This window comes from Bradyrhizobium sp. STM 3561 (assembly GCF_045571455.1).
GTDB classification, from domain to species: Bacteria; Pseudomonadota; Alphaproteobacteria; order Rhizobiales; family Xanthobacteraceae; genus Bradyrhizobium; species Bradyrhizobium vignae.
In genome coordinates, this window is record NZ_CP120695.1 from 1,584,113 (window position 1) to 1,604,825 (window position 20,713).

Consider the following 20,713-nt stretch of genomic DNA (forward strand, 5'->3'; position numbering starts at 1 on the left):
GCGCATCTTTCCGCCGGAGCCCTTGCATGACTGACACCCCTTACGTGCCGCCCAAAGTCTGGACCTGGAACAAGGAGAATGGCGGGCAGTTCGCCAACATCAACCGCCCCATTGCCGGCCCCACCCATGACAAGGAGCTGCCGGTCGGCAAGCATCCCCTCCAGCTCTATTCGCTGGCGACGCCGAACGGGGTGAAGGTGACCGTGATGCTGGAGGAACTCCTGGCGCTCGGCCACAAGGGGGCCGAGTACGACGCTTGGCTGATCAGGATCGGCAACGGCGAACAGTTCGGCAGCGGCTTCGTCGACATCAATCCGAATTCCAAGATTCCAGCGCTGATGGATCGTTCCGGCCCCGAGCCGATCCGTGTGTTCGAGTCCGGCTCGATCCTCCTCTACCTCGCCGAGAAGTTCGGCGCCTTCCTGCCGAAGGACATCAAGACCCGCGCCGAGGCGATGTCCTGGCTGTTCTGGCAGATGGGCAGCGCGCCCTATCTCGGCGGCGGTTTCGGCCATTTCTACGCCTATGCGCCGACCAAGATCGAATATGCCATCGACCGTTTCGCGATGGAAACCAAGCGCCAGCTCGACGTGCTCGACCGGCGCCTTGCCGACAACGAATATCTCGCGGGCAAGGAGTACACCATCGCCGACATGGCGGTGTGGCCCTGGTATGGCGCGCTCGCCAAGGGGCTGGTCTATGGCGCCGGCGAATTCCTCTCGGTACAGGACTACAAGAACGTGCAGCGCTGGACCGACCAGATCGCCAAGCGTCCGGCGGTGAAGCGCGGCCGCATGGTCAACCGCATCTCCGGCGACCCCGCCAGCCAGCTCCATGAGCGTCACGACGCATCCGATTTCGAGACCAAGACGCAGGACAAGCTCGCGCCCGCGATGTAGTTCGAACGGTGTAAGGTGGGCAAAGCGAAAGCGTGCCCACCACTTCTTGCGAGGTCACGGTGGTGGGCACGGCGCGAAGAGCGCGCCTTTGCCCACTCTACGGCACCTCGTGACTCACGCCATGCTCAGCTCGTGGCGTCCGACCACCATCCAGTGCACCTCGTCCGGACCGTCGGCGAAGCGCAGGTGCCGCACGTCCTGGTACATCTCCGCGAGCGGGGTCCAGTGCGAGATGCCGGTGGCGCCGTGCATCTGGATCGCCTGGTCGATGATCTTGCAGGCGCGCTCCGGCACCATGGCCTTGACCATGGAGACCCAGACGCGAGCCTCCTTGTTGCCGAGCACGTCCATCGCCTTCGCCGCCTTCAGCACCATCAGCCGCATCGCCTCGATCTCGCAGCGCGCCTGCGCGATGATCTGCATGTTGCCGCCGAGATGGGCGATCTTCTTGCCGAAGGCTTCGCGGGTGAGGCCTCGCTGCACCATGAGGTCGAGCGCCTTCTCGGCCTTGCCGATGGTGCGCATGCAGTGATGGATACGTCCCGGGCCGAGGCGGAGCTGCGAGATCTCGAAGCCGCGGCCTTCGCCGAGCAGGATGTTCTCCTTCGGGACGCGCACATTGTTGAAGCGCATGTGCATGTGGCCGCGCGGGGCATGATCCTGGCCGAACACGTACATGGGGCCGAGCACCTCGACGCCGGGCGTGTCGCGCGGCACCAGGATCTGCGACTGCTGCTTGCTCGGCGGCGCGTCCGGATTGGTCTTCACCATCACGATGAGGATCTTGCAGCGGGGATCGCCGAGACCCGAGATGTAGTACTTCTCGCCGTTGATGACCCATTCGTCGCCGACGAGCTTCGCGGTGGTCGAGATGTTCTTGGCGTCGGAGGAAGCGACGTTCGGCTCGGTCATGACATAGGCCGAGCGGATTTCGCCGTTGAGCAGCGGCTTCAGCCACTTCTCCTTCTGCTCCTCGGTGCCGACGCGCTCCAGCACCTCCATGTTGCCGGTGTCGGGCGCCGAGCAGTTCATGGTCTCCGATGCCAGCGGGCTCTTGCCGAGCTCGGCGGCAATGTAGGCGTAATCGAGATTCTTCAAGCCCTGGCCGGTCTCGTCATCGGGCAGGAAGAAGTTCCAGAGGCCTTCCTGCTTGGCCTTGTTCTTGGCCTTCTCCAGCACCTCGAGCTGCTTCGGCGTAAAACTCCAGCGATCCTCCTTGCCTTCGCCCGCCTTGGCGAACTCGATCGACATCGGCTCGACGGTGTCGCGGATGAACTTCTTGACGTGGTCATAGAGCGGCCGGACCTGGTCCGACATCCTGAGGTCGTTGAGTTCGTCGCCGGGATTGAGCGTGTAATTGGTGGTGCGGGGAATGTAGGTGTGTTTTGTCATTGTTCCTCCCGGGGACGCTGAGATCGTTCTGGGCGCAAGAATAGTCGCAGCGCTGCCAAAGTGCGAGCGCGCATTTTGCGCGCAAGCCATGCCATGCGATGGAATATCGCGAGGACGTTTGAAATGTTGTTTGAATGGGGCGGCGTAGGGAAGCGGCAGGTCCGCGCCTCACTCTCCGCTGTCATCGCCCGACTTGATCGGGCGATCCAGTACTCCGAAACGGCAGCGATTGAACCGAGAAGCTGCGGCGTACTGGATTCCCCGCCTCCGCGGGGAATGACGGCATCCTGAGCGATCAGTTCGCCATCCGATGCATCGCGCAGATCTTGTTGCCGTCGAGGTCGCGCAAGTAAGCGAGATAGAGCTTCACTCCGGAGCCCTCCCGGATGCCGGGCGGATTTTCGATCGGCGTTCCACCAGCGGCGACGCCCGCGGCGTGCCATCTGTCGACCTGCTCAGGCGAATTGGCGGCAAAGCCGATGGTGCCGCCGTTGGCGCAGGTCGCTGGCTCGCCATTGATCGGCTTCGACACCGAGAACACGCCGGTCTTGGTGATATAGAAAATGCGATGGCCGTCGACCTTGGCTGGCCGCACCTCGAGCGTGCCCAGCAGTTGGTCGTAGAACGCCTTGGCTTTGTCGAGGTCGTTGGTGCCGACCATGATGTGCGAGAACATTTGCCCATTCCCTCAGTGTTGTAGCCCGGATGGAGCGCAGCGAAATCCGGGTCTTGCCTCACGGTTACGCCGGTCCCGGATTGCGCTGCGCTCCATCCGGGCTACGAAAATCAAAACGCCGTATAGCCGCCGTCGATCACGAACGTATCCGCCGTGTGATACGACGACGCCTTGCTCATCAGATACACCGCGATGCCGCCGAAATCGGAGGCTTCGCCGAAGCGCCGCATCGGAATCCGCGGCATCACGTTGGCGACGAACTTGTCGTTGGCCATGAGCCCTGCGGTCATGTCACTCTTGATCCAGCCTGGCAGGATCGCATTGGCGGTGACGCCGTAACGCGCCAGCTCGACCCCGAGTGCGCGCACCAGCGCGTTGATGGCGGCCTTGGTCGCGGCATAATGCTCGTTGCGCGCCGTGCCGAAGATCGAGGCGAGGCTCGAGGTCGCGACCAGCCGGCCGAAGGGATCGCCTGCATTGGCGCGATCGGTCATGTGTTTCGCCGCGGCCTGGAACGCGTGGAACACGCCATCGAGATTGGTCGCGAACATCGTGCGCCATTCCTCCTCGGTGCGCTCGATGAAGGCGCGCCGGCCGCCGCCACCGATGCCAGCATTGGCGAAGCAGCCGTCGACGCGGCCGTAGGTGTCGAGCGTCGCCTTCATCGCCGCATTGACCGAGGCCGGATCGGTGACGTCGCAGACGCGGGTGTCGACCTTGCCGGCAAGGTCGGCCAGGCTCGCGGCGGCACTCTTGTTCTTGTCGGGATTGCGGCCCCAGATCGAGACGTTGCAACCCTGGGCCGCAAGCGCCTGCGCGATGCCGAGCCCGATGCCGCCGTTGCCGCCGGTGATCACGGCGACGCGGCCGGAGAGGTCGAAAATGGTCATGGCGCGTTTCCTTTTTTTGGTCTGCGGCCCGTCAGCCGCTGCGCGCAAGATTGCTTGCTATGCTCTGATCACCATGGACAAGACCGCGACAAAAATCAAATATGCACTCCGGCAAAAACTAATTCCGGTCTGCGAAACATCGCGGCCGCAACTGACGAGGAAACAATGCAGTTCAAACACGTCACGCTCGATTTCGATGGCTCGGTCGCGATCCTCAAGCTCGACCATCAGGAGGTGATGAACGCGGTCTCCGTGGATATGCTGGGAGGTCTCGCCGAAGCGCTCGACGCGATCGAAGAGAAGAAGGACGAGGTGCGCTGCGTCGTCTTGACCGGCGCGGGCCGCGCGTTCTGCACCGGCGCGAATCTTCAAGGCCGCAACAACCAGTCGAAGAAGACCAAGGCCGGCCTGACGCTCGAGACGGGTTTTCACCCCTTCCTGCGCCGCATCCGCAACCTGCACTGCCCGATCGTCACCGCGGTCAACGGCCCGGCTGCCGGCGCCGGCATGAGTTTCGCGCTGCTCGGCGACATGATTTTGTGCGCGCGTTCCTCCTACTTCCTGCAAGCCTTCCGCCGCATCGGCCTCGTGCCGGACTGCGGCTCGACCTGGCTCCTGCCGCGTCTCGTCGGCCGCGCGCGCTCGATCGAATTGTCGCTGATGGGCGAGCGGCTGCCGGCCGAGAAGGCGCTGGAGTGGGGCCTCGTCAACCGCGTCTATGACGACGGCGTGCTGATGGAGGAGGCGATGAAGCTCGCACGCGAACTCGCCAGCGGCCCCACGGTCGCGCTGTCACTGATCCGCAAGCTCTATTGGGACAGCCCGGAAAACTCATTCGAGGATCAGCTCAATCTCGAATTCCAGTGCCAGCTCCGCGCCGGCGACACCCAGGATTTCCGCGAGGGCGTCGGCGCGTTCCTGGAGAAGCGTCCCGCGCAGTTCAAGGGCAAATGATCGAGGCGGAGCTCTCGCGCAGCGTCGCGCGCTGGTGCCCGGGCGCGACCGGCGTCACAGGCGCCGCAAAACTGTCCGGCGGCGCGAGCCAGGAGACCTGGCGCTTCGACATCGTGCATCCCGATGGTCCGATCGGTGCGATCCTGCGCCGCTCGCCGAAGGGCTATGGCGCCGCACCGACGCGTGCAGCGGGCCTTGGTGCTGAAGCGCAGCTGATGCAGCTCGCCTATGAGGCCGGCGTGCCGTCCCCGCGCGTGATGCATGTGCTCACGCCGGAGGACGAGCTCGGCACCGGCTTCATCATGCAGCGTGTCGAGGGCGAGACCATCGCGCGCAAGATTCTTCGCGATGAGGAGTACGCGGCGGCGCGGCCGCTTCTCGCGCGGCAGATCGGCGGCATTCTCGCTGGCCTCCACAGGCTGCCGCAAGACGAATTGCCTGCGCTGCGCAGCCGGGGGGCGACACAGGAGATCGGCGAGTTCGAGCGCGACTATCGTAGCCTGAACTGGCCCAAGCCCGTGTTCGAGCTGGCACTGCGCTGGCTGCGCGACCACGATCCCGGTCCCGCGGCCGAGACCACGCTGGTGCACGGCGATTTCCGCAACGGCAATCTCATCATCGGCTCGGACGGCGTTCGCGCGGTGCTCGACTGGGAGCTCGCTCATCTCGGCGATCCCATGGAGGATCTCGGCTGGGTCTGCGTCAATTCCTGGCGCTTTGGCGAGATCGACAAGCCGGTCGGTGGGTTTGGCACGCGCGAGGAATTGTTCGCGGGCTATGAGGCCGCAGGCCGCAAGGTCGATCCGGCGCGCGTAAAATTCTGGGAAGTGATGGGGACGCTGCGCTGGGGCATCATGTGCGGCGGCATGATGCAACGGTTTCGCGAAGGGCCGGACCATTCCATGGAGCGCGCCATGATCGGCCGCCGCGCCTCGGAGACCGAGATCGATCTGTTGCGGCTCTTGGCGCCGCGCGGGAGCTGACGCATGCAGGATGAACCGACGCCCATCGAGCTGACGAAAGCAGTCGCCGATTTCCTCCGGAGCGACATCACGCCGCTGATTTCCGGCCACCAGGCCTTCAAGCTGCGCGTCGCCATCAACATCCTCGAGCTCGTCACGCGGCAGCTGACGCGGGAGAAGGAGAGCGACGCTGCGGAGGTGGAGCGCCTGCGTACGCTGCTTGGCATCGACGGCTCGGTCACCGAGCTCAACCGCGCGCTCGCCGAGCGCATCGCCCAAGGCGAGGTTGATCTGACAACGCCCGGTCTCGCCGAGCATCTGTGGGCGACCACGATGGACAAGCTCGCCGTCGATCAGCCGAATTATGCGTCCTACAAGCGGGAGCTGTCTCGAGGCGGGTAGGCGGCGCCTCAACCTCCGCCGTCATCGCCCGCGAGGGCCGGCGATCCAGTATTCCAGAGACCGCAGCGAGATACGGAGAAGCCGCGGCGCACTGGATGCCCCGGTCAAGCCGGGGCATGACACAGATGGTGTCGGGCGTCTCATCGTGAGGAGCGGAGCCGCTACTTCCCGACCCATTTCGGCGGCCGCTTCTCCGCAAACGCTTTCGGACCCTCGATATAGTCCTGCGAGGCCACCATTGCCTTGACCGCCGGATACTCCCGCTGCTCGGCGATCGCCTGCTCCAGCGACACGCCAAGCCCACGCTGGATGGCCTGCTTCGAGGCCCGGATCGACATCGGCGAGTTCTTGGCGATCATCTCGGCCCAGCGCAGCGCGGCGTTGAGCGCCTCGCCCTGTGGCACCACCTCATTGACGAAGCCGAGCTCAAGACCTTCCTTTGCGCTGACATGGCGCGCGGTGAGGATCATGCCCATGGCGCGCTTGAGGCCGATCTGCCGCGGCAGACGGTGCAGGCCGCCGGCGAGTGCGGCGAGGCCGACGCGCGGCTCGGGCAGCGCGAAGGTTGCGTTCTCCGCGGCGATGATGAGGTCGCAGGCCAGTGCGATCTCGAAACCGCCGCCCATGGCAACGCCGTTCACTGCGGCGATGATCGGCTTGTCGCAGTCGAAGCGCGAGGTGAGGCCGGCAAAGCCGCCCTTGTCCCAGCCGCGCTTGCCGCCGGCGGCCTGCCATTTCAGATCGTTGCCGGCGCAGAACGCCTTGTCGCCGCTGCCCGTGACGATCGCGATCCACTGCTCGGGATCGGCGGAGAAATCGTCGAACACTTTTTGCAGCTCGAAATGCGCATCGGTATGCAGCGCGTTGTAGACCTCGGGCCGCGACAGCGTCACGATCGTGATCGGTCCCTTGCGTTCCACCTTGGAAAAGTTCAGCTCCATCGCGCGGCTCCCGCATTTTCTTGTGAAGGAATATCGGCGTCATACTAGCGCGCGTCGCCGCTCGAGCACCATCGAATTGCGTAGGTGCGCCTTGCGCCGCCGGCACGTCTCGGCTCGCTTGACTTGGCGAGGCTCTTCTCACCTTAATCATGCGAAGCAAAGACGCGCCTAGCGCCTCAACGCAAAACGAAAATCAATCCGGGAGAGAACCGTGGATTTCTCATTGCCTGCCGATCTCGTCGCTTATCTCGGAGAGCTCGACCGTTTCATCGAACGCGAGATCAAGCCGCTGGAGAAGGCCGAGGACAACATCCGCTTTTTCGATCATCGCCGCGAATGGGCGCGCACGGATTTCGAGAATGGCGGTCTGCCGCGGCATGAATGGGAAGCGCTGCTGCGCAAGGCCAAGGATCTCGCCGACGCCGCCGGCCATCTGCGGTTCCCGGTGCCGAAGCAATATGGTGGGAAGGACGGCTCCAACCTCTGGATGGCCGTGATCCGCGAGCATTTTGCCGCAAAGGGCCTCGGCCTGCACAACGATCTCCAGAACGAGCACTCGATCGTCGGTAACTTCCCCGTCGTCACCATGCTCGACCGTTACGGCCGCGACGACCAGAAGGCGATGATCGACGGTTCGATCAGGGGCAAGTACCGCATCACCTTTGGCCTCACCGAGCCGCATCACGGCTCGGACGCCACCCACATGGAGACGCGCGCGGTGCCGGCCACGCGCGACAACGTCAAGGGCTGGATCATCAACGGCGAGAAGATGTGGACCACCGGCATGCACGTCGCCACCCATTGTGCGCTGTTCGCGCGCACCGGCGGCAATGACGGCGATGCCCGCGGCATCACCTGCTTCCTGGTGCCGGCCAAGAGCCCCGGTGTGAAGGTCGAGGAATACATGTGGACCTTCAACATGCCGACCGACCATCCGCGCGTCAGTTTCACCGATGTGTTCGTGCCCGAGGATGCGCTGTTCGGCGAGGTCGGCCGCGGCCTCTCCTTGGCGCAATGTTTCGTGCACCAGAACCGCATCCGCCAGGCCGCGAGCTCGCTGGGAGCGGCCGTCTACTGCATCAACGAGAGTGTGAAATACGCCCGAGAACGAAAACCGTTCGGCAAGGCGCTCGCGGAAAACCAGGCGATCCAGTTCCCGTTGGTCGAGCTCGCCACCCAAGCCGAGATGCTGCGCCTGTTGATCCGCAAGACCGCTTGGGAGATGGACCAGCTCACCGAGGAGCAGATCGAGCGCACGCTCTCCGACCGCGTCTCGATGTGCAACTACTGGGCAAACCGCCTCTGCTGCGAATCCGCCGACCGGGCGATGCAGGTCCATGGCGGCATGGGCTACTCACGCCACAAGCCGTTCGAGCACGTCTACCGCCATCACCGCCGCTATCGCATCACCGAGGGCAGCGAGGAGATCCAGATGCGGAAAGTGGCGGGTTTCTTGTTCGGCTATATGGGGCCGGGGAAGCATTAGCGTCATTGCGAGCGCAGCGAAGCATCCAGAAATGTTGCCTCGGAGGGACTTGGGATTGCTTCGCTCGCAGCGGGGCTAATTCACCCGTCGATCCTTCCCCGCCCAATACGGCTCGCGCAACTGCCGCCGCAAAATCTTGCCGCTCGGATTGCGCGGCAGCGCCGGCAGGAACTCAACGCTCTTCGGCGTCTTGTAGCCGGCGATGCGCGTCCGGGTGAAATTGATGATGTCGGTGGCAGTCGCCTGTTTGCCGGGCTTCATCACCACGACGGCCTTCACCGCTTCGCCCCATTTGTCGTCGGGCACGCCGATCACGGCAGCTTCCGCGATATCAGGATGATCGCACAGCGCGCTCTCGACCTCGGCGGGGTAGATGTTCTCGCCGCCGGAGATGATCATGTCCTTGATGCGGTCGTGGATGTAGAGGTAGCCGTCCTCGTCCATGTAGCCGGCATCGCCCGTGCGCAACCACCCGTCACTGCGCAGCGTCGCAGCGGTGGCCTCCGGCAAATTCCAGTAGCCGACCATATTGGAGCCCGAGCGCGTCGCGATCTCGCCGACCTGGCGCGGCGGCAGCGGCTTGCCGTCGGCGTCCAGAATCGCGATCTCGACGCCCGGCAGGGCCTTGCCGGCCGAGCGCATCCGCTCCAGCCCCTCGACATGGTCCTCAGGCGGCAGCGCGACGATGGTGCCGGTCGTCTCGGTCATGCCGTACAGCTGCACGAAGTCGCATTTGAACACCTCGATGCACTCCTTCAGCAGCGCCGCCGGGATCGGCGAGGCGCCGTACAGCATGTATTTCAGCCGCGAGAAGTCCATCGTCTTGGCCCGCGGCTGCCGCACCACGAACTGCATCGCCGCCGGCACCATGAACAGTTTTGTGATGCCCGACTGCTCGAAGAAATCCAAAACCTTGGTGGGGTCGAACTCGCGCGCGATCACGCCGCGGGCGCCGTGATAGAGCCCCATCACGCCCCAGCCTGAGCCGCCGATGTGGAAGATCGGCATCGCTACCAGCGAGACGTCGTCGGTCGACCACCGGTTCCACTCCGGCTTGTCCTCGGCATTGCCTGTCTGCATGAGGTTGAGGAAGTTCGCGTGGCTCAGCATCGCGCCTTTCGGCTTGCCTGTGGTGCCCGAGGTGTAGAGCTGGATCGCGATGTCCTTCGTGTCGATCGGCACTTTTGGATCGTCGCCGCTCTGTGCATCGCGCCACGCCGTAAAATCCCGCCACTCCGGCGCGCCGCCCTCGGTGGTGATGACGGTGCGCACGCCCGGTATCTGATCCCTGATCTGGCGAACCTGTGTGATGAACTCCGGCCCGACGAACAGCACTGGCGCCTTGCAATCCGAAACGATGAAAGCGACCTCGGGCCCCGCGAGCCGCCAGTTCACCGGCGCCATCACCACACCGGCCTTGATCGCGCCCAACAGCAGCTCGAAATAGAGATCGCTGTTCTTGCCGAGATAGGCGACGCGATCACCCTTCTTCAAGCCCATTGCAATCAGCGCGTTGGCAACCTTGTTCGTTTTGATGTCGAACTCGGCAAAGCTGGTGAGGCGGCCCTCGAACTCGTAGGCGATGGCATCGCCGCGGCTGTTGGCGCGCTCACGCACCATGTCGGCGAGGTCAGCCAGTTTCTGTGTGGACATGTTTCTCCCGTGACGTTTTGTTTTTATTGCGGGGGAGTTTGGCGGCATCTGTGGGTGAAGACAAGGTGGGGAGCCCCGCGGTCGTCCCGGACAAGCGCAGCGAAGCGGAGCGCAATCCGGGAGCCATAGCCCCTAAACGCAATTTGGCGAAGACTGGTCATTGCCAATCTTCGCCAAGCTAACTTCTGTGGTTATGGGTCCCTGCGTTCGCGGGGATGACAGGTGAGGGTGGCGTGAGGGGGCGTCAGCTCCTCACGCCTTCATTCGGGCGACACAACTAGCCCCGCTTCGCCCGGTCCTTTTCGTTCTGCGCCATGATGCTCTCGCGCGCGGTCTTCCAGTCCTCGTCGCTCCAGTCGCGCAGCTGGTAGAAATTGCCGCCCATGGCCAGCGCCTGGGCGCCGTCCATGGCGATGGTCTCGCCGTTGATCCAGTTGCAGCCGCCTGAGATCAGGAACACCGCGAGGTTCTGCAATTCCTCCATGGTGCCGACGCGGCCCATCGGGTTCATCGCCTTGGTGCGCGCGCCGGCCTCGTCACCCGGCTTGATGCGTTTGCTCATGCCCTCGGTCGGGATCTCGCCGGGGGCAATCGTGTTGAGGCGGATGCCGTAGCGGCCCCATTCGGTCGCCAGCGACATCGTCATGGCGTGGATCGCCGACTTGCTCATCGCTGACGGCACCACATAAGGCGAGCCGTTGCGCACCCAGGTCACGGTGATCGACACGACGTTGCCCGGCTGCTTCAAGGCGATCCAGCGCTTGCCGACCGCATGCGTCACATAGAACGTGCCGTGCATGACGATATTGGCGACCGCGTCGAACCCGCGCGGCGAGAGCTCCTCGGTGCGGGAGATGAAGTTGCCGGCGGCGTTGTTGATGAGGTCGGTGAGGGGGCCATCGCGGAAGATGGTCTCGATCATCTCCTCGACCGCGAGCGCATTGCGGATGTCGACGCCGTGGCTGGTGACGCGGCCGCCATAGAGATCCATCAGCTCGGTCGCGGTCTCGTCGCACACGATCTTGCGTCGGCCGCAGATGTGCACCTCGGCGCCGAGCTGGAGGAAGCGCGCCGCCATCGACTTGCCGAGACCGGTGCCGCCGCCGGTCACGAGAATGCGCCGGCCGGCCAGAAGATTTTCCTTGAACATGGCTGTTTCCCCCGTAGGGATTGTCAGTTAATTGGTCGATTGACTAAATCCGGCCTCCAGCGTCCTGTAAAGCGGCACTGAACAAGAACAGGGAGAATTCGTCCATGGAAGATCGCGTCTCGATCTCGATCTCGGAAGGCGTCGCCGACGTGCGACTGGTGCGCAGCGACAAGATGAATGCGCTGGATCAGCCGATGTTCGAGGCCCTCGTTGCCGCAACCGACCGACTTTCCAGGGAAAAAAGTGTCCGCGTCGTCGTGCTCTCAGGTGAAGGCCGCGCCTTCTGCGCCGGGCTCGACATGGGGCGTTTCGCCGCCATGAAGGAGAAAGGCGGCGATGGAATTCCGGGTGGCGAAAATCGGGATCTCACGGTGCGCACGCATGGCAAGGCGAATTTTCCGCAGCAGGCAGTGTGGGGTTGGCGCCAGCTTCCGGTGCCGGTCATCGCGGCGGTGCACGGCGTTGCCTTCGGCGGCGGCTTCCAGCTCTCGCTCGGCGCCGACATGCGCTTCCTGGCGCCCGATGCGCGGATGTCGATCATGGAGATCAAATGGGGTCTCGTCCCTGACATGGCGGGCACGCCGATCCTGGCCTCACTGGTGCGCGACGACGTCTTGCGCGACCTCACCTACACGGGCCGCATCTTCTCCGCCCAGGAGGCGATGACGTATGGGCTCGCCACGCGCATCTGCGATGACCCGCGCGCCGCGGCGCTGGAGACCGCGCGCGAGATCGCCGGCAAGAGCCCCGATGCGATCCGTGCGGCCAAGCGGTTGCTGAACAATCTCTTGGTCGATCCGGGCCCGGCGCTGCTCGCCGAGTCCGTCGAGCAGCAGAAGCTGATCGGCAGCCCCAACCAGACCGAAGCGGTGCGCGCCAACCTGGAAAAGCGTGCGCCGAAGTTCGCGGATTAGCCCTTGTCGTTCCGGGATGGTCCGAAGGACCAGACCTCGGGTGCGCAATTGCGCACCAGAGTTCGGCTCTCCGAGCCGCCCCGGAATGACCAACACAACAACAAAGAAAAACAAAATGAGCGAAACGTCCCCATTCCTCGGCATCGTCTCCGGCGACCGCCGCCGTTCCCATGCCGAAGTCGCCGATCGCGCCGACCGCATCGCGAGCGGCCTTGCCAAAATCGGCGTCAAGCAAGGCGATTGCGTCTGCATGCTGATGCGCAACGACATCGCCTTCCTCGAAGCCGCCTACGCCGCGATGCGCCTGGGCGCCTACGGCGTGCCGATCAACTGGCACTTCAAGCCGGAGGAGATCAATTACATCTTGAACGACACCGGCACGTCCGTGCTGATCGGGCACGCCGACATGCTGCACGCGCTGCGCGATGCGATCCCGCGCGGCGTCACCGTGCTCAGCGTGCCGACGCCGCCGGAGATCCGCTCCAACTACAAGATCGATCCGGCTCATCTGGCGACGCCTAGCTTCGCGATCGATTTCGAATCCTGGCTCGCGCAGCAGCAGCCCTATGACGGCCCGGTCGTGCCGCAGCCCATGAACATGATCTACACCTCGGGCACGACAGGCCATCCCAAGGGCGTCCGGCGGAAGGCGCCGACGCCGGAGCAGCAGGCCGCCGGCGAGCGCATGCGCGCGATGATCTATGGACTGAAGCCCGGGGCCCGCGCGCTGCTGCCGGGCCCGCTCTATCATTCCGCGCCGAACTCGTTCGGCATCCGCGCCGGCAAGCTTGGCGGGGTACTGGTGCTGATGCCGCGGTTCGAGGCGGAAGAATTTCTGCAAGCGATCGAGCGATACAAAATCGACACCATCTTCATGGTGCCGACCATGTTCATCCGCCTGATGAAACTGCCGGAGGCAGTCCGCAACAAGTACGACGTCTCGTCGCTGCGCCACGTCATCCATGCCGCCGCGCCGTGCCCGGCCGACGTCAAGCGGGCCATGATCGAGTGGTGGGGACCGGTGATCTACGAATTCTACGGCTCGACCGAGTCCAGTGCCGTGACGTTTGCGACCTCCGAGGACGCGCTGAAGAAGCCCGGCACGGTCGGCAAGATATCGCCCGGCGCCGAGCTCCGCTTCATCGGCGAGGACGGCCGCGTGCTCGGCGTGGGTGAGATCGGCGAGATCTATTCCCGCATGGCGGAGCTGGCCGACTTCACCTATCACAACAAGCCGGAGAAGCGCGCCGAGATCGACCGCGACGGCTTCATCACCTCCGGCGATGTCGGCTATATCGACGAAGACGGCTACGTCTTCATCTGCGACCGCAAGCGCGACATGGTGATCTCGGGCGGCGTCAACATCTATCCGGCGGAGATCGAGTCCGTGCTGCACGCGGTATCAGGCGTGCATGATTGCGCGGTGTTCGGCATCCCCGACGCCGAATTCGGCGAGGCGCTGATGGCGGTGGTCGAGCCGCAAGCCGGCGTCACGCTCGATGAAGCCGAGGTTCGCGCCGCGCTGAAGGCGCATCTCGCCGACTACAAGGTGCCCAAGCACATCGAGATCCGCACCGAGCTGCCGCGCGAAGACTCCGGCAAGATCTTCAAGCGCCGCCTGCGCGATCCCTATTGGGAGCGGGCGGGACGGAAGATCTGAGGTGATGCCGTAAGGGTGGGCACGCGCGTCCGCCGTCGCTCGAAGAGCGAAGGCGGACGCGCGTGCCCACCAAATTCGCTGACGGAGACAGATCGTGGGCACGTCGCAAGGGCCCCTTTGCCTACGAGACTTCGCTCCATCCGGATCTACGTCTTGCGGGCATTGAAGCGTCTTAGCAGGGACAGATTTCGATCCTATATAGATGGCGTCATCCACCTCCGGATCATGTCATGACCCCCGTCTCCATCCTCCTCAACATCGTCTGGATCCTCATCGGAGGCGCCTGGATGGCGTTTGGCTGGCTGATCGCCGCGATCATCATGGCCATCACCATCATCGGCCTGCCCTGGGCGCGGGCGGCCTTCAACATCGCGGTCTACACGCTGCTGCCGTTCGGTTCAAAGGCGGTCAGCCGCTACGAGGTCACGGGTGTCGAGGATATCGGCACCGGCCCGCTCGGGGTGATCGGCAACATCATCTGGTTCATGCTGGCCGGCTGGTGGCTGGCGCTCGGCCACCTCGTGACCGCACTGGTGCTCGCTGTCACGATCATCGGCATCCCCTTCGCCTGGGCCCATCTGAAGCTTGCAGGCATCGCGCTCTGGCCGATCGGCAAGGTGATCGTGCCGGCATAGGCCCGTGACCGTGAACGTCGGCTTTCGACGGCAGAGCGGAAGTCGCGCGGTTTGGCCATCATTGACGGCTTGTGGACCCATGCCGGTCGTCGCCTGTCCGTCCGACACGTCGTTTTCGGGCTGCTCGTCTCGCGCATCTCACGTACATGACAGGAAGAAAGTTAACCACTTTGATTTAACCTAATTTAATATTGAAGACATTAAATCGTATAAAGTGCCACGATACCCGAGCAAGCTTTTGGGGCAGGGCGTTGCGGGCGCACGTGCCCTGGTGGCCCAAGCTCGTTCTATCGGAATGGAGCTGGCTGGCATGGATCGAGAAGACCTTGACGCGATGTCCATCGATGAGTTGTGGGCGCTTCACACTGAGGTCGATCAGATCCTCGCTGCGAGGCTCCTTGCGGAAAAGCGCGAACTCGAAAAGCGGCTCGATCAGCTCGGCCAAGGAGCAAAAGCAAACCCGAACGAACCGGCAAAGAACTCCCCGGCGAAGCACTAGAATGCGAAAGCCGGTTTCTGGCGGGAACCGGGGTTCTGTTATATTTAGTGATTGAAATGAATTAACGTAATTTAATTAATTCGGAGCTCGATGGGGGTTTAATTGCAGCAACCGTGAGGGGCTCGATGTCCTCATCCGAACACAAATACCGGCGCGAGTTTTTGGAGACCTGCGGAAAATTCGCGGCCGTAACTCCTCCTGCCGTAACCATGCTGCTTTCGAGATCAAACTCGGTCGCGGCGTGTGGCGGGGAGGGCGCGGGGGCCCATAAACACTATCATCACAAACGCGGTGAAGATTAGCTGAGGGTCGCCGACCGGGGCGCGGCCTTACTGCTCATCTCTTCTCGCGACGAAATCGGTGGAGAACCTTCGGAGGTTCGAACCCTCGGTACGTCGCCACGCGGAGGACCGGCCATGAGTGGTCTCCATCATCTCCAGACTTCCCCGGCGGCCCTGGCCCGGGCCGATCTTCTCAAGTCGGCCAAGGTGCCGGCGGGCAATCCCTGGGTGGATGCCGCTGCCGCTCTTCTTCGTCACCGTTTCGAAGCGCTCGCTTCTCAGCTCGCCGAACTGGAAGCGCTTCGCGAACGAGTGCTTGAGGCTGAGCAGAAGCTCGACCCGAGTTTCACCTGATGAAAAGCTAGGTCGGGCAACAGCAAGCACCGCTAGCTTGATGAACTCGGCCCCGTTCCGCTTCTGGGCCTCTGAAGAGTGCTGCCGCGCCAAAGAAATAGGGCGCCATTGGAGGCAGATATGCTCAGATCGGTGATCAAGTCTACTGTCATAGCAGCGTTGTTGATCACCTTGATTAACCCGCCGGTCATCACCCAGGCCTTTGGCCACGGGAGCGGTGGTGGCGGTGGTGGTGGTGGCGGCGGTGGTGGTGGTGGCGGCAGCGGTGGTGGTGGCGGCAGCGGTGGTGGTGGCGGCAGCGGTGGTGGTGGCGGCAGCGGTGGTGGTGGCGGCAGCGGTGGTGGCGGCGGCGGCGGTGGTGCCGGTGGCGCTGGAGCTGGAGGTGGAGCTGGCAGCGGTGGTGCCGGTGGCGCCGGAGCTGGCGGCAGTGGTGCCGGTGGCGCGGGAGGCGCTGGAGCTGGCGGCAGTGGTGCCGGTGGCGCGGGAGGTGCTGGAGCTGGCGGCGGTGGTGCAGGAAGCGCTGGTGGTGCCGGCAGCGGTGGTGGGGGTGACGCTGGTGGTGCTGGATCCGCGAACGGCGGTGCCGGTGGCGGTTATGGCGGGGGCCATGATTATGCTGGTGCATCCAGCTTGCCCTACTCGAGCCGGCTGGGCACGAACATGCAGATGATCCAAAGAAGCAATGCTTGGCCTCGCGGTGGTTGGGTTCGTGGCGATACTTTTTTTTATGGGTTCCGCGAACGCGCGCCCCGGCTGCGGTGGGATATGTGGAGGTACGCAGCGCCCTCATCTGATCTCCACAGGCTTCACAAGGCTCAGCGAACAAGGATCAAGCCGCACGAAATGCGGAAGATATCGTCGGACCAGAAATCTGTGCAATCGTTCGGGGCGCGAACCTCAGTGGACGCCCATCGCCGAGGGCGCGATGATGCGACAGCTGCCAGCGGACCGGTAAATCGCTCGCGGGTCGAAGTTCAGGCAGCGCCGCCATCCGTGATCGAGCGTCAGGAAGAGCAAAGGACTGGCGCGGCGCCGGTAGATGTCCCGGCGGATGTAGTTAAGGTCACATCGCCACCCGCGATCGAGCGCAAAAGCGAGGAAACGATCGGCACGGCACTCGTAGACGCGGATGTCGCTCAAGTCAGCCCGCCATCCATCATCGAACATCACGACGCGTCGATAACGAGGTCACTCGAAGGGCTGGTCATGATGATGGCACTCGTGGCACTTGGTTTTGTCCCATTGCTCATTCGCCATAGGTATGCCCAACGCGTGTTAGCCTATGCTGCGACGCGTCGCTCCGAAGCACAAGTTGGCGATGCTCGCCCCGTCTACTTACTTTGTCCACCGCGGATCGAGGCCGATCCAGATCTCGTATCCAATCTGGAAGCCTCCGTGAAAAACGTTCTCGACACAATCAAGGAGGCGGAGGCCGAGATCGCTCTCTCGCGACAGCTCCGAAGACCCTCGTGAAGCCGAGACCCTCGCTTTGTCAGTACACCACGTGCAGGGAAAAGAGCGCGCCATAAGCCGTAAAACCATTGCGCAGGGAAGGCCGGGAGCCCGGCATCACCTGTGGTCAACACGCGTGCGTTTCTCGCGTGCGGACCCTGGGTGCCAGCCGGCGCCCGGCCTTCCCTGCGCCCTTTCTTCTCGATGAGGGCGAAACGGTCAGCAGAGCTCGGGCGGAGCGCGCCGCGAGACCGCGAAGACATGCTTGTTGAAAGACTGATTGTTTTCTTGTGCCCCGGACGCAGCGCAGCGCGCCCCCGGCGATGCAAGGCATCGTCCGGTGCGGCGTGATGCACTGCAGAGCCGGGGCCCAGAATGCGGCGATGTGCTCTTCGGCTCCTGGTCCCGGCTCTGCGCCGCAACGCCCGCAACGCCAAGGGCGTTGCAGCGCGTCCGGGACGCGAGCCTCGCCGGCAGTGTGCACCGCCCCCAACTTCACCTTGCACTGCGGTAGAAAAATAGCGCACACTCCTCCCGACCGGGGAGCCGAGCCAGCTCTTCAAGAGAGCGCTTGAAGGGGAGCGAGCCATGTCCCTCCAGACCGTACCATCCGACCCCACTGAGCATCGCCCCAATCGCCCTGAGGACGTCCAGGCGATGGAGGCCGATGCGCGGCTGCGGGACGACATCCGCCTGCTCGGGCGCATCCTCGGCGACACCGTCCGCGACCAGGAAGGGGCCGACGTATTCGACCTGGTCGAGCGTATCAGGCAGACCTCGATCCGTTTTCACCGCGATGAGGACCGGCTCGCCCGCCGCGAGCTCGAGCAGATTCTCGATAGCATGTCGATCTCCGAGACGGTGCGGATCGTCCGTGCCTTCAGCTATTTCTCGCACCTTGCCAACATCGCCGAGGACCAGAACAACATTCGCCAGATGCGCGCGCGCAGCGCCGCCAGGAGTGGCGGCTCCGGCGTGCTGGCGGAAACGCTCGCCCATGCCAGGGACGCCGGCATCGGCCCTGACCAGCTGCGCAACTTCTTCAAGACCGCGCTGGTCAGCCCGGTGCTGACCGCGCACCCGACTGAGGTCCGCCGCAAGAGCACCATGGACCGCGAGATGGAGATCGCAGCCCTGCTCGACCGCCGCGAGCGGGTCGCCATGACAGCGGAGGAGGCCGACGCCAGCGACGAGCAGCTCCGCCGCGAGGTGCTGACGCTGTGGCAGACCAATCTCTTGCGCCGGACCAAGCTCACCGTGCTCGATGAGGTCGCCAACGGCCTGTCGTTCTACGACTACACTTTCCTGCGCGAGGTGCCACGCCTGATCAACGCGCTGGAGGACCGGCTGGACGAGCGCGGCGAACAGGCTGCGAGCGAGCTCGCCTCGTTCCTGCGCATGGGCAGCTGGATCGGCGGCGACCGCGACGGCAATCCCTTCGTCACCGCCGACGTGATGCGCGGCACGCTGCGGCTGCAGTCGAGCCGGGTGATGCAGTTCTATCTGAACGAGTTGCACGTGCTCGGCTCGGAGCTGTCGATCGCGGCGCATCTCGCCGACGTCTCCGAGGAGCTGCGCACCTTGGCGGAGCGCTCGCCGGACACCTCGCCGCACCGGAGCGGCGAGCCTTATCGCCTTGCGGTTTCCGGCATCTATGCGCGCCTGACCGCGACGGCCGAAAAGCTCGAGGTCGAGATCACGCGCCGGCCGGTCGGCAAAGCGGCGCCATACGAGAGTGTCAGGGAGCTGCAGGCCGATCTCGACGTGCTGCATCGCTCGCTGATCTCCAACAACGCGCGCGTTATCGCCCGCGGCCGGTTGCGGCATTTGCGGCGCGCGGTGGACTGCTTCGGCTTCCATCTGGCGCGGCTCGACATCCGCCAGAACTCGGCAGTGCACGAGCGCACCATTGCCGAGCTGATGGACGCCGCCAACCCCGGCATGTCCTATCTCGCGCTCGGCGAGGACGCGCGCATCTCGCTGCTCACCAATGAATTGCGCTCGACGCGCGCGCTGGTGTCGCCCTTCGTCAAGTACAGCGACGAGACCATGGGCGAGCTCAACGTCTTCCATGCCGCCGCGGAAGCGCATGCGAAATTCGGCTCGGATGCCATTCCCCAATGCATCATCTCGATGTGCAAGGGCATGTCCGACATGCTCGAGGTCGCCGTGCTCCTGAAGGAAGTGGGCCTGGTCCATCCTTCAGGGCGCAGCGCCATCAACATCGTGCCGCTGTTCGAGACCATCGAGGATCTGCAGGCCTCGAGCGGCATCATGGACCGCATGCTGTCGCTGCACGATTACCGCCGCCTCGTCGACAGCCGCGGCAGCGTGCAGGAGGTGATGCTCGGCTATTCCGACTCGAACAAGGACGGCGGCTTCGTAACTTCGGGCTGGGAGCTCTACAAGGCCGAGATCGGCCTCGTCGAGGTATTCGAGCGCCATCATGTGCGGCTGCGTCTCTTCCATGGCCGCGGCGGCTCGGTCGGCCGAGGCGGTGGGCCGAGCTATGACGCCATCATCGCGCAGCCGGGCGGCGCCGTGAACGGCCAGATCCGCATCACCGAGCAGGGCGAAATCATCTCGTCGAAATATTCCAACGCCGAGGTCGGACGCAACAATCTGGAGATCCTCGCCGCGGCAACGCTCGAAGCAAGTCTGCTGCATCCGCGCCAGAGCGCGCCTCGCCGCGAATACCTGACTGCGATGGATGAATTGTCGAACCTCGCCTTCAAGGCCTATCGCGGCCTCGTCTACGAGACCGAGGGCTTTGTCGATTACTTCTGGGCTTCCACGGTCATCAACGAGATCGCAACGCTGAACATCGGCAGCCGCCCGGCCTCGCGCAAGAAGACCCGCGCGATCGAGGATCTGCGCGCGATCCCGTGGGTGTTCTCCTGGGCGCAATGCCGCCTGATGCTGCCGGGCTGGTACGGCTTCGGCAGCGCCGTGGAGCAGTGGATTGCGGAGCATCCCGACAAGGGCATGCCGTTCCTGAAAGAACTCTACACGGAATGGCCGTTCTTCCGCATGCTGCTCTCGAACATGGACATGGTGCTGGCGAAGAGCTCGATCGCGATCGCCTCGCGCTATGCCGAGCTCGTGCCGGACGAAGCCTTGCGCGAGAAGATCTTCGGCCGCATCCGCCGCGAGTGGCATTCCTGCATCGAGACGCTGCTCGACATCATGGGGCAGGACCGCTTGCTGCAAGGCAATCCGCTGCTGGAGCGCTCGGTGCGGCACCGTTTCCCCTATCTCGATCCGCTCAACCACGTGCAGGTCGAGCTCTTGAAAGAGCACCGCGCGCAGAATCCCGACGAGCAGGTGCTGCGCGGGATTCAGCTGACGATCAACGGAATCTCGGCGGGGTTGCGGAATACGGGGTAGGGCGAGGCAGCCCGCCACACCCTCGCTCGTCATGGCCGGGCTTGACCCGGCCATCCACGTGCCTCTGCAACCACGGGACAGGCATGGATGCCCGGGTCAAGCCCGGGCATGACGAACAGAGTGCCG

General features: G+C 64.0%; 19 protein-coding genes. 13 read left to right on the forward strand and 6 right to left on the reverse strand.

From position 1 onward, the window contains the following. Positions 1-26: 26 nt before the first annotated feature. Positions 27-899, forward strand: a complete 873-nt coding sequence (gene yghU, locus P6U28_RS07160; RefSeq protein WP_122404258.1) for a glutathione-dependent disulfide-bond oxidoreductase — start codon at positions 27-29, stop codon at positions 897-899. Positions 900-1,013: 114 nt separating this feature from the next. Here the strand turns inward: yghU and P6U28_RS07165 are convergent, their stop codons facing one another. The 3 genes from P6U28_RS07165 to P6U28_RS07175 form a co-directional block, all read right to left on the reverse strand. After that, positions 1,014-2,291: an acyl-CoA dehydrogenase family protein gene (locus P6U28_RS07165; protein ID WP_162500368.1), complete on the reverse strand. Its 1,278-nt coding sequence runs from the start codon at positions 2,289-2,291 to the stop codon at positions 1,014-1,016. 295 nt (positions 2,292-2,586) lie between these two features. Continuing rightward, a complete protein-coding gene (locus tag P6U28_RS07170) occupies positions 2,587-2,967 on the reverse strand; it encodes a VOC family protein (RefSeq protein ID WP_122404256.1) in 381 nt (126 codons plus the stop codon). A gap of 110 nt (positions 2,968-3,077) precedes the next feature. Continuing rightward, on the reverse strand, positions 3,078-3,857 hold the full coding sequence (locus P6U28_RS07175) for an SDR family NAD(P)-dependent oxidoreductase (RefSeq protein ID WP_129143541.1): 780 nt from the start codon (positions 3,855-3,857) through the stop codon (positions 3,078-3,080). A 165-nt stretch (positions 3,858-4,022) separates the two neighbouring features. Between P6U28_RS07175 and P6U28_RS07180 the strand changes: the two genes are divergently transcribed. From P6U28_RS07180 to P6U28_RS07190, 3 genes are read left to right on the forward strand one after another with little or no spacing between them, the layout of a single operon-like run. Beyond that, entirely contained in the window at positions 4,023-4,811 is a 789-nt protein-coding gene (locus P6U28_RS07180; RefSeq protein WP_100230120.1) for an enoyl-CoA hydratase/isomerase, read from the forward strand. Next, the gene (locus tag P6U28_RS07185) at positions 4,808-5,794 is read left to right on the forward strand and encodes a phosphotransferase family protein (RefSeq protein ID WP_122404254.1); all 987 of its coding nucleotides are present in this window, start codon (positions 4,808-4,810) and stop codon (positions 5,792-5,794) included. The genes P6U28_RS07180 and P6U28_RS07185 overlap by 4 nt, the downstream gene beginning before the upstream one ends. A gap of 3 nt (positions 5,795-5,797) precedes the next feature. After that, positions 5,798-6,175, forward strand: coding sequence for a DUF6285 domain-containing protein (locus P6U28_RS07190; RefSeq protein ID WP_122404253.1), 378 nt, complete (start codon positions 5,798-5,800; stop codon positions 6,173-6,175). 161 nt (positions 6,176-6,336) lie between these two features. Here the strand turns inward: P6U28_RS07190 and P6U28_RS07195 are convergent, their stop codons facing one another. Then, positions 6,337-7,116: an enoyl-CoA hydratase-related protein gene (locus P6U28_RS07195; protein ID WP_122404252.1), complete on the reverse strand. Its 780-nt coding sequence runs from the start codon at positions 7,114-7,116 to the stop codon at positions 6,337-6,339. A gap of 211 nt (positions 7,117-7,327) precedes the next feature. Here P6U28_RS07195 and P6U28_RS07200 point away from each other — a divergent pair, with 211 nt between their 5' ends. Beyond that, entirely contained in the window at positions 7,328-8,602 is a 1,275-nt protein-coding gene (locus tag P6U28_RS07200) for an acyl-CoA dehydrogenase family protein (protein ID WP_122404251.1), read from the forward strand. 75 nt (positions 8,603-8,677) lie between these two features. On the opposite strand, the gene P6U28_RS07205 is transcribed toward P6U28_RS07200, so the two are convergent. Together P6U28_RS07205 and P6U28_RS07210 are read right to left on the reverse strand one after the other, a co-directional pair. After that, positions 8,678-10,255, reverse strand: a complete 1,578-nt coding sequence (locus P6U28_RS07205; protein ID WP_122404250.1) for a fatty acid--CoA ligase — start codon at positions 10,253-10,255, stop codon at positions 8,678-8,680. Between the two features lie 277 nt (positions 10,256-10,532). Further along, positions 10,533-11,405 (reverse strand): SDR family oxidoreductase, encoded by an 873-nt coding sequence (locus P6U28_RS07210; RefSeq protein WP_122404249.1) that lies wholly within the window; start codon positions 11,403-11,405, stop codon positions 10,533-10,535. 104 nt (positions 11,406-11,509) lie between these two features. On the opposite strand from P6U28_RS07210, the gene P6U28_RS07215 reads away from it, so the two are divergent. From P6U28_RS07215 to ppc, 8 genes are all read left to right on the forward strand, one after another. Continuing rightward, the gene (locus P6U28_RS07215) at positions 11,510-12,319 is read left to right on the forward strand and encodes a crotonase/enoyl-CoA hydratase family protein (RefSeq protein WP_122404248.1); all 810 of its coding nucleotides are present in this window, start codon (positions 11,510-11,512) and stop codon (positions 12,317-12,319) included. A 115-nt stretch (positions 12,320-12,434) separates the two neighbouring features. Then, positions 12,435-13,979, forward strand: a complete 1,545-nt coding sequence (locus P6U28_RS07220; protein ID WP_122404247.1) for an acyl-CoA synthetase — start codon at positions 12,435-12,437, stop codon at positions 13,977-13,979. Positions 13,980-14,209: 230 nt separating this feature from the next. After that, positions 14,210-14,614 carry a YccF domain-containing protein gene (locus P6U28_RS07225; RefSeq protein ID WP_122404246.1) on the forward strand — a complete coding sequence of 135 codons (405 nt, stop codon included), beginning with the start codon at positions 14,210-14,212 and terminating at the stop codon, positions 14,612-14,614. A 310-nt stretch (positions 14,615-14,924) separates the two neighbouring features. Next, positions 14,925-15,113, forward strand: a complete 189-nt coding sequence (locus tag P6U28_RS07230) for a hypothetical protein (protein ID WP_181956124.1) — start codon at positions 14,925-14,927, stop codon at positions 15,111-15,113. A gap of 416 nt (positions 15,114-15,529) precedes the next feature. Further along, a complete protein-coding gene (locus P6U28_RS07235) occupies positions 15,530-15,748 on the forward strand; it encodes a hypothetical protein (protein ID WP_129143533.1) in 219 nt (72 codons plus the stop codon). Between the two features lie 220 nt (positions 15,749-15,968). Next, entirely contained in the window at positions 15,969-16,418 is a 450-nt protein-coding gene (locus P6U28_RS07240; RefSeq protein WP_407122007.1) for a hypothetical protein, read from the forward strand. A gap of 323 nt (positions 16,419-16,741) precedes the next feature. Then, the gene (locus P6U28_RS07245) at positions 16,742-17,221 is read left to right on the forward strand and encodes a hypothetical protein (protein ID WP_122404244.1); all 480 of its coding nucleotides are present in this window, start codon (positions 16,742-16,744) and stop codon (positions 17,219-17,221) included. A gap of 567 nt (positions 17,222-17,788) precedes the next feature. Continuing rightward, complete coding sequence (ppc, locus tag P6U28_RS07250; RefSeq protein ID WP_122404243.1) at positions 17,789-20,587, forward strand: phosphoenolpyruvate carboxylase; 2,799 nt, start codon at positions 17,789-17,791, stop codon at positions 20,585-20,587. The last annotated feature ends 126 nt before the right edge of the window (positions 20,588-20,713 follow it).

What these genes read in the sequence shown, in the direction of transcription:
- P6U28_RS07225 (WP_122404246.1), top strand. Translation starts at nt 14,210, where the DNA reads ATGACCCCCGTCTCCATCCTCCTCAACATCGTCTGGATCCTCATCGGA.
- P6U28_RS07230 (WP_181956124.1), top strand. Translation starts at nt 14,925, where the DNA reads ATGGATCGAGAAGACCTTGACGCGATGTCCATCGATGAGTTGTGGGCG.
- P6U28_RS07170 (WP_122404256.1), bottom strand. Translation starts at nt 2,967, where the DNA reads ATGTTCTCGCACATCATGGTCGGCACCAACGACCTCGACAAAGCCAAG.
- yghU (WP_122404258.1), top strand. Translation starts at nt 27, where the DNA reads ATGACTGACACCCCTTACGTGCCGCCCAAAGTCTGGACCTGGAACAAG.
- P6U28_RS07185 (WP_122404254.1), top strand. Translation starts at nt 4,808, where the DNA reads ATGATCGAGGCGGAGCTCTCGCGCAGCGTCGCGCGCTGGTGCCCGGGC.
- ppc (WP_122404243.1), top strand. Translation starts at nt 17,789, where the DNA reads ATGTCCCTCCAGACCGTACCATCCGACCCCACTGAGCATCGCCCCAAT.
- P6U28_RS07190 (WP_122404253.1), top strand. Translation starts at nt 5,798, where the DNA reads ATGCAGGATGAACCGACGCCCATCGAGCTGACGAAAGCAGTCGCCGAT.
- P6U28_RS07165 (WP_162500368.1), bottom strand. Translation starts at nt 2,291, where the DNA reads ATGACAAAACACACCTACATTCCCCGCACCACCAATTACACGCTCAAT.
- P6U28_RS07175 (WP_129143541.1), bottom strand. Translation starts at nt 3,857, where the DNA reads ATGACCATTTTCGACCTCTCCGGCCGCGTCGCCGTGATCACCGGCGGC.
- P6U28_RS07235 (WP_129143533.1), top strand. Translation starts at nt 15,530, where the DNA reads ATGAGTGGTCTCCATCATCTCCAGACTTCCCCGGCGGCCCTGGCCCGG.
- P6U28_RS07220 (WP_122404247.1), top strand. Translation starts at nt 12,435, where the DNA reads ATGAGCGAAACGTCCCCATTCCTCGGCATCGTCTCCGGCGACCGCCGC.
- P6U28_RS07180 (WP_100230120.1), top strand. Translation starts at nt 4,023, where the DNA reads ATGCAGTTCAAACACGTCACGCTCGATTTCGATGGCTCGGTCGCGATC.
- P6U28_RS07205 (WP_122404250.1), bottom strand. Translation starts at nt 10,255, where the DNA reads ATGTCCACACAGAAACTGGCTGACCTCGCCGACATGGTGCGTGAGCGC.
- P6U28_RS07195 (WP_122404252.1), bottom strand. Translation starts at nt 7,116, where the DNA reads ATGGAGCTGAACTTTTCCAAGGTGGAACGCAAGGGACCGATCACGATC.
- P6U28_RS07215 (WP_122404248.1), top strand. Translation starts at nt 11,510, where the DNA reads ATGGAAGATCGCGTCTCGATCTCGATCTCGGAAGGCGTCGCCGACGTG.
- P6U28_RS07210 (WP_122404249.1), bottom strand. Translation starts at nt 11,405, where the DNA reads ATGTTCAAGGAAAATCTTCTGGCCGGCCGGCGCATTCTCGTGACCGGC.